Origin of the sequence: Pseudoxanthobacter sp. M-2 (genome assembly GCF_046156265.1) — a bacterium.
GTDB lineage: Bacteria > Pseudomonadota > Alphaproteobacteria > Rhizobiales > Segnochrobactraceae > CAMDHY01.
In genome coordinates this window covers 43,021-57,503 of record NZ_JAWDIR010000001.1, presented here as the reverse complement: position 1 = coordinate 57,503, position 14,483 = coordinate 43,021, and the positions used below count along the sequence as shown (strand labels likewise).

The following is a 14,483-nucleotide window of genomic DNA, read 5'->3' as shown; positions in this document are numbered from 1 at the left end:
AGGAGGGCCACGCTCCTTGCGGAGCGTGGCCCAAGAGTCGTCGTAGGGGGGAGAGCCGACGACCCGTTAGTTACGGAACAGCGACAGGATGTTCTGGCTGGACGAGTTGGCGATCGACAGCGACTGGACGGCGAGCTGCTGCTGAGTCTGCAGGGCCTTCAGTCGGGTCGACTCCTCCTCCATGTCCGCATCGACGAGGGTGCCGATGGCCCGGTCGTTCGCATCCATCAGCGCCTTCACGAAGCTGCGCTGCGACTCGATGCGGGTCGACACGGTTCCGAGTTCCGTCGAAGCCGTGGTCATGTCCGTCAGAGCCTCGTCGACGACCGAGATGTACTCCTCGATGGTCGTGAGGTCGGCGGCGGCGTTCGTCAGAGCGGAGATGTCGATGTCGGCGACGGCGATGGTGGTGCCGCCGGCGGTCCGGTCCTTGTCCATGATGCCGATGTTGCCGTTGGCGTCGTAGAGGCTGACGGTGGCGAGGTCGATGTCGATCGTATCGACCGACACGGCGCCGCCAACGCGGGTGAACGACCCGACAACGCTCTTCGTGCCGTTGTAGTCCGCATCAGACGAGTCGACCGTGAGCCAGCTCTCCTCGTTGATGACGGACGTCTTCGACTTGTTCGAGATGTCTTCCAGGCGGGCGGTGATTTCCGTCTGGATCTTCGTCTTGTCGACGCCCGGCTCGAGAGCCGTGACGAGAAGCTGCTTCACTTCCTGCAGGACGTTGCGAATCTCGTTCATGCCGGTGGAGACCACGTCGACAGTGGCAGCGCCGAGACCCAGCGCGTCGGAAACGGCCCCGAGGGCACCGTTGTCGGAGCGCGTGGTCGTGGCGATCGACCAGTACGCGGCGCTGTCAGACGCCGAGTTGACCTTCAGGCCCGTCGAAACGCGGCTGTTGGTCTGGTCGAGGCTATCGTTGATGCTCCGCAGGGTCTGCAGGGCAACCATCGACGAGGTGTTGGTCAGAAGGCTAGACATAGCGATGTCCCTCTTGCACTAGATCACAAAATTTAGGGGGACATGCCGGATTGGCCGGCATAGCAGGGCGGCATCATGCCTTTGGTGGGCGCCCCGTTTCACGAGCGGCGCATCGACTTGTCGTTCCAAGTCACCAACCTGCTATGGAAAGACCATGACAGGGCATGCTTGCGCGAAGCTTGCGTTTTCTGACACCAGCGCATCGCTGGAGAGTTTTTGACGCAGCGCCCCGGATTCCGGGGCTGGACGGGGCTGCGTGCCGCACTCTGAAGGCCTTTCCCGCGAGCAGTGAGAGCAACGGCCCTCTATTTTCCTCGGTCGGGAAAAGAAAAAGCGCGCCGGAGCGCGCTTTCGGGAGGCATTCGGCATGGTCGGTCGGCCGATCAGCCAAACGACCTCACCAGGCTGCCGACGAGCATGCTCCAGCCGTCGATCAGGACGAAGAACAGGATCTTGAAGGGCAGCGAAATGACGGTTGGCGGCATCATCATCATGCCCATCGACATGACGAGGGTGGCGACGATCATGTCGATGACGAGAAAGGGCAGGGCGATCAGGAAGCCGATCTCGAAGCCGCGACGCAGCTCGGAGATCATGAAGGCGGGGATGAGCACGCGCAGCTCCACCTCCTCGGCCACCGGAGACGGTGCGGGCGATGCCGGCGACGCGGACTGCGGCTGCGTGGCGCTGGCGATATCGGCGAAAAGCTGCAGGTCCTTCGGCCGGACCTGAGAGAGCATGAACTCGCGGAACGGCGCCGTCGCCCGCTCGAACGCCTCGGCCTCGGTGATCTGGCCTTCGGTGAGCGGCTTGACGCCGTCCTGCCAGGCGCGGTCGAAGGTCGGCCCCATGATGAAGAACGTCATGAACAGCGCCAGGCTGATCAGGACGAGGTTGGCCGGCGTGCTCTGGACGCCGAGCCCCGAGCGCAGGAACGACAGCGCGACGATGAGCCGGGTAAAGCTCGTCGCCATGATGAGCAGGCCCGGGGCGATCGAGAGGACGGTGATCAGTGCGACGAACTGGATGATCCGGCCGCTCACCGAGCCGCCGCCTTCCGGCAGCATGTCGGCCAGCGCCGCGAGATCCTGTGCCGCCGCCGGACCGGCGGTCGCGGTGAAGGCGAGCGCCGCCGTGAGGAGGGCGGCGACGCCGAGGGTCCACTGCCCCGGCGCGCACCGGTGCTGCTGTGGTACCGTGCAGGCCGCCGAGGTCATTGGATCACCATCGTCTCGATGACGAGTTCCTGGATGGCACCGGAGGTGCGCAGGCTGGCGCGCTCGTTGAGATCCTCGCGCAGGTGCTGGAAGGCCATCGGGCCCTGCAACTGGCTGAGTGTCAGGGTTCGCAGATAGGCGACGATGTCCTGGCTGATCTCGGCGATGGTGATCTCTGGATTGGCGACCTTGCCGTTCTCGAAGACGATCGCGGTCTCGACGCGGATCCAGGTGTCGCTGGGAGCGGCGAGGTTGGCGATGATCGGATCGAGGCGGCTCAGCACCATGTCGCCGCTGTACTTGATTTCGGTCGGGACCTTTTCGGTCTGTTCCTTTTCGCGCTCGGTGATCACCTCCTCGAGCGAGGAAGACAGATGAAGGCCGAGCCCGCCGCCAGTGAGGAGGGCGAGCACCGTCAGGACGCCGGCGGCGATCCACAGACCGCCGCCCTTGCCCTTGCCCTTCTGTGGAGCGTCCTTGCTCGCCGCAGCTGCCATCATCGACCTCGTCAGTAGGGGATCGTCACGTCATAGAGGCGCTGCCCCCATGCCGGCTGCTGCATGTCCGTCAGGCGCCCGCGCCCGCCGTAGGAGATCCGCGCCTCGGCGATGCGGTCGTAGGGGATGCGGTTCTGCGCGGAGATATCGAGCGGCCGGACGATGCCGGCGATGTTGAGCACCCGGATCTCGTAATTGACGCGGATTTCCTGCGTGCCGCTGATCAACATGTTGCCGTTGGGCAGCACCTCGGTGACGACGGCGGCGACCGACAGGGTCAGCTTCTCCGACCGGTCGATCGAGCCGGCGCCGCGCGTGCGGGTGCCGGCGTCGATGTTGAGGCTGCCCGACGCGTCCGCGGCGGCCGGCGCCAGGCCGAAGCCTGCGGCTGCCAGCGCCCCGGCCGCATCGAAGATCGAGCCCGACTCGCGTGAGCGGTCGCTCTCGTTGTCGAACTGGGCCTTGTCGTCGAGGTCGATCGAGACGGTGACGACGTCGCCGACCTTGTAGGCGCGAATGTCCTTGAACAGCTCCGCGCCGCTGTTGCCCCAGGTGGAGCCGAAGGTCCGTGGCTGCGCCGGCGCAAAGCTCGACGGCAACTCGGCCCGCGGTGTCGTCGCCAGACCGTAGCCGACCGGCGTCATCTCCGGTCCCGTGAAGATGTTGTCGTGCGAGTTCTGGCAGGCGCCGAGCAGAAGCAGCAGCGGTGCGAAGAGAAGCGGTCTCATCCCGATTTCCTCTGGCTCGTCGTGCGGTCGGCCAGGCCGGCCATGATGTTGGTGAGCTGGGCCGCCTTTGCCGCGTCCATCTCGTTGAGGATGGCGCTGGCGGTGCGGGGCGGGAGCTTGCTCAGGATCGCCGCGGCGGTCATCTCGTCCATGATCGAGAGCTGTGCCGAGGCGGCGTCGGGCTTCATCTGCGTGTAGATGGCGATGAGGCCTTCTTCGGCCGTCTTCAGGAACTTCTCGCGGCGATCCAGCCAGTCCTGGTATTCGGCGCGCTTGGCCTCCAGGCGGGCGAGGCGGTCCTCGATGTCCCGCTCCAGCGCCGCAAGCGCGGCGGCCTGGCGGGCGAAGCGGGCGTCCCCCGCGGCGTCGGCGATGTTGTTGCAGTACTGGGCGGCCACGGTTTCTGCGGACGGCGTGACCGCGGGCGCCTCCGGCGTGGCGTCCGCCTTCTCTGTCGCGAAGGCGCCTGCGGAAGCGCTCGCGAGGGCGACGGCCAGCGACACGGCGACGGCGGCCGAGCGAGCCCGTTGGATGCTGTTGCGCATGGGGAGGATGCCTCGGTTCAAGCCCCGCTTGGGCCCGTCACTGGACGACCAGGTCGGCCTGCAGGGCGCCGGCGGTCTTGATCGCCTGGAGGATGGAGATGATGTCGGTCGGCTTCAGCCCGACGCGGTTCAGCCCGTGTACGAGCGTCTGCAGGTCAGTGCCCTCGACGAGCGCCAGGTGGCCGCTGCCCTGTTCGGCCTCGATCGTCGTGCGCGGCACGACGACGGTCTCGCCCGTCTCGGAGAACGGTTTCGGCTGCGAGACCTCCGGGGTCTCCGTCACGCGGACCGTGAGGTTGCCGTGTGCCATCGCCACCGTCGAGACCTGCACGTTCTGCCCGATGACGACGGTGCCGGTGCGCTGGTCGACGACGACGCGGGCGGGTGCGTCTGCCTTCACCTGCAAGTCGCCGATCTCGGCGAGGAAGCGGGACATCGACACCTTCGCCGGCTTGGCCACGACGACGGTCCGCAGGTCGCGGTCACTGGCCGACGCCTTGCCGTAGCGCGCCTTGGTGAAGGCGTTGACGGCGTCAGCGATGTTGGCCGCGGTGCGGAAGTCGGGGTTGCGCAGCTCGAGCACGAGGCGCCCCTCCGAGCCCACCTGGGCCGGTACCTGCCGTTCGACGATCGCGCCGTTCGGAATTCGGCCTCCGGTCGGCACGCCCTGCGTCAGGGTTTCGGCCTGGCCTTCCAGAGCGAAGCCGGACACCGCGATCGGGCCCTGGGCGACGGCATAGGCGATGCCGTCGCCGCCCATCAGCGGTGTCACCAGCAGGGTGCCGCCCATCAGCGAGGAGGCGTCACCGATGGAGCCGACGGTGACGTCGATGCGCGAGCCGACGCCCACGAAGGCCGGAAGCTCGGCGGTGACGGTGACGGCGGCGACGTTGCGGGCGCGCAGGGGCACGCTGTCGACGTTGACGCCCATGCGGTCGAGCATCGACTGCAGCGCCTGCTCGGTGAAGGGGGCGTTGCGCAGCGTGTCGCCGGTGCCCTGCAGGCCGATGACGAGGCCGTAGCCGATCAGCTGGTTCTCGCGCACGCCCTGGACACTGGTGATGTCCTTGATGCGCGTCGCCGCTGCCGGATCGGCCGACAGAGCCGCGAGGGCGAGGGCGGCGATTGCGAGGAGGGCTCTCATCGTCCACCCACCAGCAGCGTGCCGTCCGACTGGACGACACCGGAGATGACCTGGCCCGAGTCGACGTTGCGCGCCTGCACCACACCACCGAGGGCGCCGTTCTGAAGCGGCACCACGAGGGCTGATATGGTCAGCCCGCCGGAGACGAAGCGCGCTTCCGTCGCGACGCCCCGCGACAGCAGGTTAGGCTCCGCGAAGGCGTTGTTCGGAATGGGCTTGCCGGCGACGAGGGTGCGCCGCGCGACCTTGCCGATCACCGGAGCGGCGTCCTCGACGAAGCTGTGCGGCCGGCCGGCCTGCACGTAGAACTGCTTCTCCGTCAGCATCTCCTCGGAGATGTGATCGCCCGGATAGATCGTGGCGGCCGGGACCGGCAGGATGACGGCCGTCGGCGTCGCCGCGGCGCCGGTGAGCGCAGCGGCGGCCATCGACGTCGCGGCCGCGAGAGCGACCGCCCTCGCGAGGCGGGTCGAGAAGGCGCGCAACAGCCGTTTCATCTATCGGATTCCCTTGGAAACCGTGCCGGCCATCTCGTCGGCCGCCTGGATCACCTTCGAATTCATCTCGTAGGCGCGCTGGGCGGAGATCAGTTCGGTGATCTCCTTGATCGGATCGACGTTCGAGGCCTCGAGGTAGCCCTGGTGGATCTTGCCGAGGCCGTCCTGGGCGGCGACGCCGGCGGACGGTTGTCCCGACGAGGCCGTCTCTCTGAACAAGTTGTCACCCATCGGCTCCAGGCCGGCGTCGTTGGCGAAGGAGACGATCGACAACTGGCCGACCATCTGAGGGTCCGCCTGGTTGGGGAGCATTGCGTAAATCTCACCCGACTCATTGACGACGATCTGGACCGTGTCCTGGGGGAACACGATCGCCGGCTCGACGGCGTAGCCGTCGATCGTCACGAGCTGACCGTCCGGACCTTTGTTGAAGGAACCGGCGCGGGTGTAGAGTGCCTCGCCGTTCGGGCCGGAGATCTCGAACCAGCCGCTCCCGTTGATGGCGAGATCAAGCGGATTTCCAGTGTTGGTGAGCGAGCCCTGGACGTGCAGGTTGCGTACGCCGACGGTGCGGACACCGAGCCCGACGCGCACGCCTTCCGGGACGGGGCTCTCGCCTCCGCGGTTCGGAACGCCCTGCACGCGATCGAACTGGTAGAGAAGATCGGAGAATTCGGCTCGCGCTCGCTTGAAGCCGGTGGTGTTGATGTTCGCTATATTATTGGCGATCACCTCGACGTTGGTCTGCTGTGCGCTCATGCCGGTGGCGGCGATTGCAAGTGCTCTCATGGTCTGGCCCTCAGATCGCCATCCGGCTGATTTCCTGGTAGGCGGAAACGACCTTGTCGCGGATCGAGACCGCCGCCTGCAGCGTCTGCTCGGCCGCCATGACAGCGGCGACCACGCTCTGGATCGATGCCTTGCCTTCGATGCCCGAGATCGCCATCGCCTCTCCGGTACGCACGGTACCGATCGCATCGGTGGCGACGTCCGCGAGCACCTGCGAGAATTCCGGCGAGGCGCCAGCGGCCGCTCCGGCCCCGGTGGGCGCCTTCGGCGCAATGGACGTGAAGGTATCGACGGACGAAACGGAACCAAGCGAATTGATCATCACGAGCCCCTCAGAAGGTCGATCGTCATCGAGATCATCGAGCGCGCCTGCTTCATCATCTGCAGGTTCGCCTCGTAGGACCGCGTCGCCTCGCGCATGTCAGCCATCTCGACCAGCATGTCGACGTTGGGCAGCTTGACGTTGCCACTCTCGTCGGCGGCCGGATGTCCGGGGTCGTACTCGATGCGGAACGGCGACTTGTCGGTCGACAGCCCCTTGATGGAAACCGCGGAGGCGCCGAGCTCACGATCGAGCTGGGCCTGGAAGAGAACCGTCTTGCGGCTGTAGGGATCGGCCCCCGCGGTGTTGCCGGTGGAGCGTGCGTTGGCGATGTTTTCCGAAACGATGCGCAGCCGCGTCGACTGCGCCTCGAGACCGCCGGCCGCGATCTGGCCGATCGCCTGAAGAGAATCTATCATCCGCCTGACCTCAAGCTCGTGAGAAGCATGCGGTGGAACGACCGCATGATGCTGGTGTCGAGGGAAACGGCGCGGGCCGCCTGGTTCGCCTTCATCAGTTCCTGGTCGATCCGCACGGAGTTGCCGGAGTGGGTGACGTCCCAGGTCTCGGCGTGTTCGGAGCCGATCTCCGAGACCCCGTTCGCCGCAGGGTTCAGGTGACCCGGGCGCGTGGCGGTCATGACGAGACGGGTCTTGTCGAGCGACGCAGAGAACGGCTCGATGTCACGTGCCTGAAAGCGCGGTGTATTGGCGTTGGCGATGTTGCCGGCAATCGTGACTTGCCGCTGCGCGGCCCACTGCGAATGTCGGGTCGCCAGGTCGAAGAGGTAAACTGGTTCCAACGAAACTCTCCTTGCCCATAGCAGGGAGAGATAGAGGGGCTAACTTGCCCGAGGCTGGCGTGCCTGCCTGCGGCCTCCTCGGGCCGATTGGTGACCCGGAACCGGAGCGAACCTGGTCGTTCCGCGGCTACATGATCTGCCGGATGGCCGGGATGGCGATGGCGCTCAGGACTTGCGCCGCGGTCTCGCTCGTCGCTTGTGGCGTTTTCGACAATGCAGCGCGGTATTGCCGCCAGGCCTCGGCCGGTGTCGGAGCCGGACCGGGAAAAATCAGACCATGCAGCTGGATCTCGACCGAGTCGGACGCCAGCACGACCTGGAAGAAGGTGGTCAGGGCGGTGTGGTGCAGTTCGAGTTCGATCGCCACCGCGGGGGCGGAGCCCCACTCGCACGTCACCGCCACGCAGCCGCCATAGCGCAGCAGTGCCGGTGTAGCGATCGATTCACCGCACGAGGCGATGATGTCCTCGAAATTGGAGCAGTCCTCGGACAGCGCATAGCCGATCAGCGTCGCGGCATCGACGAGCAGTAGCTCGCGGATGAACGGCTTCAGGACATCCGCCAGCAGCCTCTCGAAGGAGCGTCGATCGCCATCTCCCGATCCTGCGAAATTCGATAGGTACCGGCTGGATTTATTTTCCATGGCCTTCTCTCGCATAAATAAAATAAAGGACACGTGCGACTGCGTGATAGAACTCAGGCGGAATCCACTGATCAACCTCGACCGCGTCATACATGGCGCGGGCGAGTTGGCGGTCTTCGACGACGGGAATGTCATTGGCGGTGGCGATTTCGCGGATCTTCAGGGCGACGAGGTCAGTTCCCTTGGCAACGACCATTGGTGCCCCGCCGGCCTCGCGCTCGTAGCGCAGGGCGATCGCGTAGTGTGTCGGGTTGGCGATCACCAGCGTGGCGCGCGGCACCCCCGTCAACATGCGGCGCCGGGCCCTGTCCTTCGCGATGGAACGCATCCGCGCCTTGACGAGCGGATCGCCATCCATCTGCTTCATCTCGTCCTTGATGTCCTGGCGCGACATGCGCAGATCCCTGCGCCACTTGAACCGCGACCAGACGAGGTCGGCGGCGACGAGGACGATCGTCGCCGCGCAAACCGTCGCGACGAGCCGCGTCGACATCGCGAGGATCTCGGCCGGCAGTAGCGTCGGGTCGGTGTACATGGCGTTGATCAGCCGCCGCAGTTCGCTCTGCAGCAGGACGACGCAAGCGAGCCCGACCGCCGCGAATTTGGTGAGAGAGCGCAAGAACTCGGCGAACCCCTGGACGCCGAAGATGCGCTTCAGTCCGGAGACCGGTGAGACACGGCTCCACTGTGGCCGGATGCGCTCGAGCACCATCTTCGGGGGATGCTGAGCGACGGATCCGACGACGCCCAGCACCGCGAGGACGACCGCGATGGGGATGAGGAAGACGGCCACCGCGCGGGCGACATCGACGCCCAGCACCGTCGCCGACGACGAGTCGGCGAGGCTGTAGCCGCCGGCGTCGTCGATCAGGCGGGCGAGGCTGGCGATCATCGGTGGCAACCGCTCGCTGACGAGAAACGCCAGCGTCACGAGGATCCCGATGAGCGAGACGAAGACGGTCATCTCGCGGGAGAGCGGGATGTTGCCCTTTTCGATCGCGTCGGAGACCTTCTTCTCGGTCGCCTCCTCGGTTTTGCTGTCTTTGTCGGCGTCCTCGCTCACGCGTGCTCCGATCTAGCTCAGGAAGCCTTCGTCGTCGCCGTCGGCGCCGAGCTCGATCTCACCTCGTCCGGCCATCTCGAGCGCCAGATCGGTGATGATCCGTCGTGCGTCGAGCACGTCGCGCTGCGACGACGGCTCGCCGCTCGTCAGTTCCTGCTCGACCATCCGGCGCACGCGCGAGGCGAGCGACTGCAGGATGGTGTCGCGGAAGTCCTGTTCGGTGCCCTTCAGCGCGAGCACGACCTTGTCGTTCGGCACCTTGTCGAACAGTGTCGTGCGGGCTTTCGGAGCCAGTTTGATGATGTCATCGAACGTGAACAGCAGCCCCTTGAGGATTTCGGCCGACTTCGGCCGCGTCTCCGCGAGGCTGTTCAGCACATTGTCCATGTGCTCGCGTTCCATCTTGTTGATGATGTCGGCCATCCGCGCATGGGTATCGGTGCCTACGGTGCGCGAGAAGTTCATCATGAAATCTTCGTGGATCGTTCGCTCGATGATCCGCATCGTCTCCTCGACGACTGGCTTGAACGTCAGCATGCGGCGCATGATGTCGTTGCGAAGCTCGGAGTTCATCTGGCTCATCACCTTGGCGGCGGCCGATGGCTTCACCTTCGACAGGATGAGCGCGGCCGTCTGCGGATGCTCCTTGATCACATAGGCGGCGAGGGCGGCCTCCGAGACCGCCGACATCCGGTCCCAGATCGAGGCGTTGGCATTGCCGAGCACGTCGGCCATGATCTCGCTGACCTGGTCGGGCGGCAGGACGCCCGCCAGCATCTTCTCGACGTCGCTCGCCGTGCCGACGAGATTCGCGCCGATGCCGAACTGGGTCGCGAAGTCCTCGACGATCGTCTCGAGCTGGGCAGGGGCCACCGGTCGCAGCTCGGCGAGCGAGCGCGTCACGATCCGGATGTCCTCCGGCTCGAAATGCGCCATCACACGCGCTGCCAGCGGATTGCCCATCGCCATCAGCAGCGCGGCCGCCTTGTCGGGGCCGCGCATCGGGCGCACGGATTTGGCGGTGGCCGTTGCCATCGGGGTGTGCTCCGTCAGGCCCCGTCGGCGCCGGCCGGGCCGACAATCTCGGTCAGCGACACGCCGAAGCGGGAGTTGTCGTCCTCGACGACGACGACTTCGCCGCGGGCGATGACGCGGCCGTTGACGACGATGTCGACCGGCTCGCCGACGCGGTGGTCGAGCGGCACCGTGGCGCCGCGGCCGAGCTTCATCAGGTTGGCGACCGGCATCGTCGCCGAACCGAGCACCACCTGCATGAGCACGGGGATGCGCAGGATCGAGTCGATGTTGCGGGCGCCGCCGAAGTTCCACGCCTGGTCGTTGCCCTCGGCGCCACCGCGGGCGAAGAGTGCGTCGTCGTGACTGATGGCGGCGGGCGACTTGCCGTCGTTCGTGATCGACATGGTGTCCTCTCAGAGGGTCGGGTTGCGGCTTAGGCGGGCGAGCGGCGGTCAGTTCGCCTGGCGGTGAAGGGGGCGCGTGTCACGCTCGCCGACCCGCTGGTCGAGGGCATTGAGCAGCGCCTGTGCCTCGGCGATGCGCTCCTCGAGCGCCACCGTGAGGTCACGGCCGTCCTGGCGGAACCGCGCCAGTTCGATGCGGGTGGCGTCGAGCGCGTCGGAAGTCCGGGCGAAGGTTCGCTCATACTCGGCCTGATGCCGGTCGAGCCGCCGCAGCCGCATGTACATGGCGACCACGCAGATGCAGGTGACGACCAGCGCCGCCAGAAGAGCAGTTTCAGACAGGTAGGATGTCATCGATGAATTCCTTTTCCTGGTCCACGACTTCATCCACGCGCAGGACGTATGTGCCGTCTGCCTGTCCGAGGTGACACCAGAACAGCGGCTGGTCGCTGCCCTCCAGTTTCACGCGCGACCGCGGCGTGGCCTGCAGCATCAGGACCTGGCCGACGGTGAAGTCAGCGATCTCGCCAAGCGGATAGCTTCGCTCCTCGAGCACGGCGCGCAGGGTCACCTCGGTGCGGTGCACCTCGCTGCGGATCTGCTTCATCCAGGCGGGGTCGCGGGAGGACGAGTCGCCCGTGATGACGCGCGACAGCGTCTGGCGCATCGGCGTCAGGGCCGACTGCGGAATGATGACGAACATCTCGCCGCCGCGGTTGATCGCCTGCAGCAGGAACTTCGCCACCACCGCGAGGTTGTTGCGCCGCCCGATGACGGCAAAATCCATGCGGCTTTCGAGGCGCTCGAGCTTGAACTGGGTCGTGGAGACCATTGAGAACGAGGATTGCAGCGCCTTGCCGACCAGTTCCGAAAGAGACTGCGCCAGTCGGACCTCGATGCTGGAGAAGTTGCGCTCGTCCTCCACCGGCGGCTCGGAACCGTCGGCGCCGAGCAGGACCTCGACCATCGTGAAGATGAAGTCGCGGTCGAAGCCGACGATGACGTGGGAATCCCAGCCCGGGGCGTGGAACACGGCCGCCAGGGCCGTCCCTTCGTAGGCGTCTAGGACATCGCCGACGCGGGCGCTCTCGACGTTGCTGAGCGAGTAGTAGCACTGCGACGCGGCGAGGGTGCGCATCCCGTCGGCACAGGTCGTCGCGAGGCGATCGAAGATGACGTGGAGCATCGGCAGCCGGTCGAGCGACAGACCGGCGGCGTCGAGGAGCATGTCGCGGATGTCGCCGCGACCGGTGGTGGCTGGAGCGCTCATATCAGGCCGCCTGCTTCAGGGCCGCGCCGGAACCGGGCGTGTTGGTGATCGCGTCGTTCTCGACCTCGTCGATGGTCGGACGATCGCTGGCGGAGATCGTCTTGCGACCGTGCTCGAGAGCGATCTGGGGCAGCGCGCCGTTCATGTAGGCGATCAGCGTCTGCTTCACGATGACATAGGGCTGGCACTGCTTCTCCCGCGTCAGCTTCACCTTCGCGGCGAGCGGCGACAGCATCGCGTAGGAGGCGAAGATGCCGATGAAGGTGCCGATCAGTGCCGAGCCGATGTAATGCCCGAGGATCTCCGGGGACTGGTCGATGGCGCCCATCGCCTTGACGATGCCGAGCACCGCGGCGCAGATGCCGATCGCCGGCATCGCCTCGGCGACCGTCGACAGTGCGCTGTAGGGCTTCGTCTTGTACTTCTTGACGGTGCTGATCTCCTGCTCCATCAGCCCCTCGATCTCGTGAGAGCGAGCGTTGCCGATGATGATCAGCCGCACGTAGTCGCAGACGAACTGCGTCAGGTACTTGTCCTTCTGGATCTTCGGGTAGTGCTTGAAGATCTCGGAGTTTTCCGGATCGTCGATGTGCGCCTCGACCTCGTTGCGGGGCCGGCTGCGCAGTTCGCGCATCAGTGTGTAGAGGAGACCGAGCAGCGCTAGGTTGTCTTCCCGCTTCGGAACGGAATTGGACACCGCCTCCATGATCGCCTTGCCGGAGTCCTTGATCGTCGACATCGGGTTGGCGATGATGAAGGTGCCGAGGGCGATGCCGAGGATGATGACATATTCCCACGGCTGCCAGATCACACCGATCTTGCCGCCCATCGCCATGAAGCCACCGAGCATCGAGGCGAGCCCGACGACCAGTCCGATCAGAATTCCCACCAGCGCTCTCCTTCGCCAGAACTTGGCCCGGAGGCTTAGGTGGCGTTGCTTGCGCGAGGCTGAATCCCCGTCACGGCGGTGCTGCAAGGCTGGCGCAAGGCAGGGGGGCGACGGTCATCGGGAAACCGGGTGGCCACGATGCTCTCGACATACACAAGCTACAAACTGATCACGCGTGATCTCGACCGGTCCTTGACGCTGAAGGCGTCCGAGCGGCAGGTCGCGCTGGAGAGCGACTACTATCTCGAGAACATCGGGAAGGTCGAAACCATCGACGACTTCCTCGACGACACGCGTCTCTTCAAGTTCGCCATGAAGGCGTTTGGCCTCGAGGAGATGTCGTACGCGAAGGCGTACATGCGCAAGGTGCTGACGGAAGGCATCTCCGCCGACGACGCCTTCGTGAAGCGGCTGTCGGACGATCGCTTCACCCAGTTCGCCACCATGTTCAATTTCGAGGGCAAGGGCAGCTCCGCCGTCGAAGGCAGCGCGGTCCGGCAGGGCGTCGTCGACCGCTATGTGCGCCAGTCCCTCGAGGTGTCGGCGGGCGAGGAGAACGAGGGTGTCCGGCTCGCACTCTACTTCCAGCGCAGTGCCGCATCGGTGACGTCGGCCTACGGCATCCTCGCCGACGAGGCCATCCAGGAGGTCGTCTTCACCGCGCTCGGCTTCCCCGACGAGATGAAGGCGGCCAACATCGACAGGCAGGCCGCGGCCATCGAGGCCCGCCTCGACATCGCCTCGCTCCAGGATCCGAAGGAAGTGGAGAAGCTGCTGACGCGCTTCACCGCGCTCTGGGATGCGGCGAGTTCCACCAACACCTCACCGCTGCTGATGCTCTTCGAGACGTCCTCGGCGCCCTCGGTCGGCCTCGACCTGGTGATGTCCCTGCAGAACCTGAAACGCGGTGGCTACTGATGACGTCCAGCATCTACGTCGCGCTGTCGGCGCAGATGGCGCTGCAGCGCCGGATGGAAACGGTCGCCAACAACGTCGCGAACCTCAACACCGCTGGTTTCAGGGCCGAGGAGGTCCGCTTCGAGACCGTGTTGTCGAAGATGGGGTCGCGCGAGGTATCCTACGCTGACAGCGGCGAGAGCTACATTTCCCGCCGGGCCGGCAGCGTGGCACCGACGGGCAACCCGCTCGACGTCGCCGTCTCTGGCGACGCCTGGCTGAGCGTCTCGACCCCGGACGGCGTCGCCTACACGCGTGACGGTCGGCTGCAGATGACCGAGGCGGGCGATCTCGTCTCGGTGGACGGCAAGCCGATACTCGACGCCGGCGGCGCGCCGATCGCCCTCGATCCGAACGGCGGCCCGGTCCACATCGGCGCCGACGGCTCGATCGTGCAGGGGACCATTCAGGTCGGCGCGCTGGGGCTCTTCAACCTGCCGGATACGACCCGTCTCCAGCGCTACGGGGAGACGGCGGTCATGTCCAGCGAGGCGGCCCTACCGGTGGAAGATCTCGCCGCGCAGGGTGTCCGCCAGGGCTTCCTGGAGGGCGCCAACGTCGATCCGGTGATGGAGATGACGAAGCTCATCACGATCTCGCGGACCTTCGACAGCGCCGCCTCGGCCATCCGCGAAGGCGAGGATGTGCTGGCGCAGGCCATCCGCAGCCTCGGCCCGTCGTCGTGAGCCGGCCCCACAGCGACGGAGTTTTC

Annotated in this window: 20 protein-coding genes; 2 read left to right on the top strand and 18 right to left on the bottom strand. The window is 66.0% G+C overall.

What is annotated here, in order from left to right:
* Positions 1-66: 66 nt before the first annotated feature.
* The 18 genes from RUR49_RS00295 to motA all read right to left on the bottom strand — a co-directional run bounded on the left by RUR49_RS00295 (position 67) and on the right by motA (position 12,814).
* Positions 67-987 (bottom strand): flagellin, encoded by a 921-nt coding sequence (locus tag RUR49_RS00295; protein ID WP_409144326.1) that lies wholly within the window; start codon positions 985-987, stop codon positions 67-69.
* Positions 988-1,370: 383 nt separating this feature from the next.
* Positions 1,371-2,204, bottom strand: a complete 834-nt coding sequence (fliP, locus tag RUR49_RS00290) for a flagellar type III secretion system pore protein FliP (RefSeq protein ID WP_409144325.1) — start codon at positions 2,202-2,204, stop codon at positions 1,371-1,373.
* A complete protein-coding gene (locus RUR49_RS00285; RefSeq protein ID WP_409144324.1) occupies positions 2,201-2,704 on the bottom strand; it encodes a flagellar basal body-associated FliL family protein in 504 nt (167 codons plus the stop codon). The genes fliP and RUR49_RS00285 overlap by 4 nt, the downstream gene beginning before the upstream one ends.
* An 8-nt stretch (positions 2,705-2,712) precedes the next feature.
* Positions 2,713-3,429 (bottom strand): flagellar basal body L-ring protein FlgH, encoded by a 717-nt coding sequence (gene flgH, locus RUR49_RS00280; RefSeq protein ID WP_409144323.1) that lies wholly within the window; start codon positions 3,427-3,429, stop codon positions 2,713-2,715.
* The gene (locus RUR49_RS00275; RefSeq protein WP_409144322.1) at positions 3,426-3,974 is read right to left on the bottom strand and encodes a MotE family protein; all 549 of its coding nucleotides are present in this window, start codon (positions 3,972-3,974) and stop codon (positions 3,426-3,428) included. The genes flgH and RUR49_RS00275 overlap by 4 nt, the downstream gene beginning before the upstream one ends.
* 37 nt (positions 3,975-4,011) lie before the next feature.
* Positions 4,012-5,118, bottom strand: coding sequence for a flagellar basal body P-ring protein FlgI (gene flgI / locus RUR49_RS00270; protein WP_409144321.1), 1,107 nt, complete (start codon positions 5,116-5,118; stop codon positions 4,012-4,014).
* On the bottom strand, positions 5,115-5,615 hold the full coding sequence (flgA, locus tag RUR49_RS00265) for a flagellar basal body P-ring formation chaperone FlgA (protein ID WP_409144320.1): 501 nt from the start codon (positions 5,613-5,615) through the stop codon (positions 5,115-5,117). The genes flgI and flgA overlap by 4 nt, the downstream gene beginning before the upstream one ends.
* The gene (gene flgG / locus RUR49_RS00260; protein WP_409144319.1) at positions 5,616-6,404 is read right to left on the bottom strand and encodes a flagellar basal-body rod protein FlgG; all 789 of its coding nucleotides are present in this window, start codon (positions 6,402-6,404) and stop codon (positions 5,616-5,618) included. It lies immediately after the preceding gene.
* A gap of 10 nt (positions 6,405-6,414) precedes the next feature.
* A complete protein-coding gene (locus RUR49_RS00255) occupies positions 6,415-6,726 on the bottom strand; it encodes a flagellar hook-basal body complex protein FliE (protein WP_409144458.1) in 312 nt (103 codons plus the stop codon).
* The gene (gene flgC / locus RUR49_RS00250) at positions 6,726-7,145 is read right to left on the bottom strand and encodes a flagellar basal body rod protein FlgC (protein WP_409144318.1); all 420 of its coding nucleotides are present in this window, start codon (positions 7,143-7,145) and stop codon (positions 6,726-6,728) included. The genes RUR49_RS00255 and flgC overlap by 1 nt, the downstream gene beginning before the upstream one ends.
* Entirely contained in the window at positions 7,142-7,528 is a 387-nt protein-coding gene (flgB, locus tag RUR49_RS00245) for a flagellar basal body rod protein FlgB (RefSeq protein WP_409144317.1), read from the bottom strand. Before flgB ends, flgC begins: the two co-directional genes overlap by 4 nt.
* A 127-nt stretch (positions 7,529-7,655) precedes the next feature.
* The gene (locus RUR49_RS00240; protein WP_409144315.1) at positions 7,656-8,171 is read right to left on the bottom strand and encodes a hypothetical protein; all 516 of its coding nucleotides are present in this window, start codon (positions 8,169-8,171) and stop codon (positions 7,656-7,658) included.
* Positions 8,161-9,234 (bottom strand): flagellar biosynthesis protein FlhB, encoded by a 1,074-nt coding sequence (gene flhB / locus RUR49_RS00235; protein WP_409144314.1) that lies wholly within the window; start codon positions 9,232-9,234, stop codon positions 8,161-8,163. The genes RUR49_RS00240 and flhB overlap by 11 nt, the downstream gene beginning before the upstream one ends.
* Positions 9,235-9,246: 12 nt before the next feature.
* The gene (locus RUR49_RS00230) at positions 9,247-10,269 is read right to left on the bottom strand and encodes a flagellar motor switch protein FliG (RefSeq protein ID WP_409144313.1); all 1,023 of its coding nucleotides are present in this window, start codon (positions 10,267-10,269) and stop codon (positions 9,247-9,249) included.
* A gap of 14 nt (positions 10,270-10,283) precedes the next feature.
* On the bottom strand, positions 10,284-10,655 hold the full coding sequence (gene fliN, locus RUR49_RS00225) for a flagellar motor switch protein FliN (RefSeq protein WP_409144312.1): 372 nt from the start codon (positions 10,653-10,655) through the stop codon (positions 10,284-10,286).
* 48 nt (positions 10,656-10,703) lie between these two features.
* Entirely contained in the window at positions 10,704-11,009 is a 306-nt protein-coding gene (locus RUR49_RS00220) for a hypothetical protein (protein WP_409144311.1), read from the bottom strand.
* Positions 10,990-11,925 (bottom strand): flagellar motor switch protein FliM, encoded by a 936-nt coding sequence (locus RUR49_RS00215; RefSeq protein ID WP_409144310.1) that lies wholly within the window; start codon positions 11,923-11,925, stop codon positions 10,990-10,992. Before RUR49_RS00215 ends, RUR49_RS00220 begins: the two co-directional genes overlap by 20 nt.
* Before the next feature lies 1 nt (position 11,926).
* On the bottom strand, positions 11,927-12,814 hold the full coding sequence (gene motA / locus RUR49_RS00210; protein ID WP_409144309.1) for a flagellar motor stator protein MotA: 888 nt from the start codon (positions 12,812-12,814) through the stop codon (positions 11,927-11,929).
* Positions 12,815-12,952: 138 nt separating this feature from the next.
* Between motA and RUR49_RS00205 the strand changes: the two genes are divergently transcribed.
* Positions 12,953-13,732, top strand: coding sequence for a DUF1217 domain-containing protein (locus RUR49_RS00205; RefSeq protein ID WP_409144308.1), 780 nt, complete (start codon positions 12,953-12,955; stop codon positions 13,730-13,732).
* Entirely contained in the window at positions 13,732-14,457 is a 726-nt protein-coding gene (gene flgF / locus RUR49_RS00200; protein WP_409144307.1) for a flagellar basal-body rod protein FlgF, read from the top strand. Before RUR49_RS00205 ends, flgF begins: the two co-directional genes overlap by 1 nt.
* The last annotated feature ends 26 nt before the right edge of the window (positions 14,458-14,483 follow it).

Coding starts and splice junctions, on each gene's coding strand:
- RUR49_RS00295 (WP_409144326.1), bottom strand. CDS start 987: ATGTCTAGCCTTCTGACCAACACCTCGTCGATGGTTGCCCTGCAGACC.
- fliP (WP_409144325.1), bottom strand. CDS start 2,204: ATGACCTCGGCGGCCTGCACGGTACCACAGCAGCACCGGTGCGCGCCG.
- RUR49_RS00285 (WP_409144324.1), bottom strand. CDS start 2,704: ATGATGGCAGCTGCGGCGAGCAAGGACGCTCCACAGAAGGGCAAGGGC.
- flgH (WP_409144323.1), bottom strand. CDS start 3,429: ATGAGACCGCTTCTCTTCGCACCGCTGCTGCTTCTGCTCGGCGCCTGC.
- RUR49_RS00275 (WP_409144322.1), bottom strand. CDS start 3,974: ATGCGCAACAGCATCCAACGGGCTCGCTCGGCCGCCGTCGCCGTGTCG.
- flgI (WP_409144321.1), bottom strand. CDS start 5,118: ATGAGAGCCCTCCTCGCAATCGCCGCCCTCGCCCTCGCGGCTCTGTCG.
- flgA (WP_409144320.1), bottom strand. CDS start 5,615: ATGAAACGGCTGTTGCGCGCCTTCTCGACCCGCCTCGCGAGGGCGGTC.
- flgG (WP_409144319.1), bottom strand. CDS start 6,404: ATGAGAGCACTTGCAATCGCCGCCACCGGCATGAGCGCACAGCAGACC.
- RUR49_RS00255 (WP_409144458.1), bottom strand. CDS start 6,726: ATGATCAATTCGCTTGGTTCCGTTTCGTCCGTCGATACCTTCACGTCC.
- flgC (WP_409144318.1), bottom strand. CDS start 7,145: ATGATAGATTCTCTTCAGGCGATCGGCCAGATCGCGGCCGGCGGTCTC.
- RUR49_RS00240 (WP_409144315.1), bottom strand. CDS start 8,171: ATGGAAAATAAATCCAGCCGGTACCTATCGAATTTCGCAGGATCGGGA.
- RUR49_RS00230 (WP_409144313.1), bottom strand. CDS start 10,269: ATGGCAACGGCCACCGCCAAATCCGTGCGCCCGATGCGCGGCCCCGAC.
- fliN (WP_409144312.1), bottom strand. CDS start 10,655: ATGTCGATCACGAACGACGGCAAGTCGCCCGCCGCCATCAGTCACGAC.
- RUR49_RS00220 (WP_409144311.1), bottom strand. CDS start 11,009: ATGACATCCTACCTGTCTGAAACTGCTCTTCTGGCGGCGCTGGTCGTC.
- RUR49_RS00215 (WP_409144310.1), bottom strand. CDS start 11,925: ATGAGCGCTCCAGCCACCACCGGTCGCGGCGACATCCGCGACATGCTC.
- RUR49_RS00205 (WP_409144308.1), top strand. CDS start 12,953: ATGCTCTCGACATACACAAGCTACAAACTGATCACGCGTGATCTCGAC.
- flgF (WP_409144307.1), top strand. CDS start 13,732: ATGACGTCCAGCATCTACGTCGCGCTGTCGGCGCAGATGGCGCTGCAG.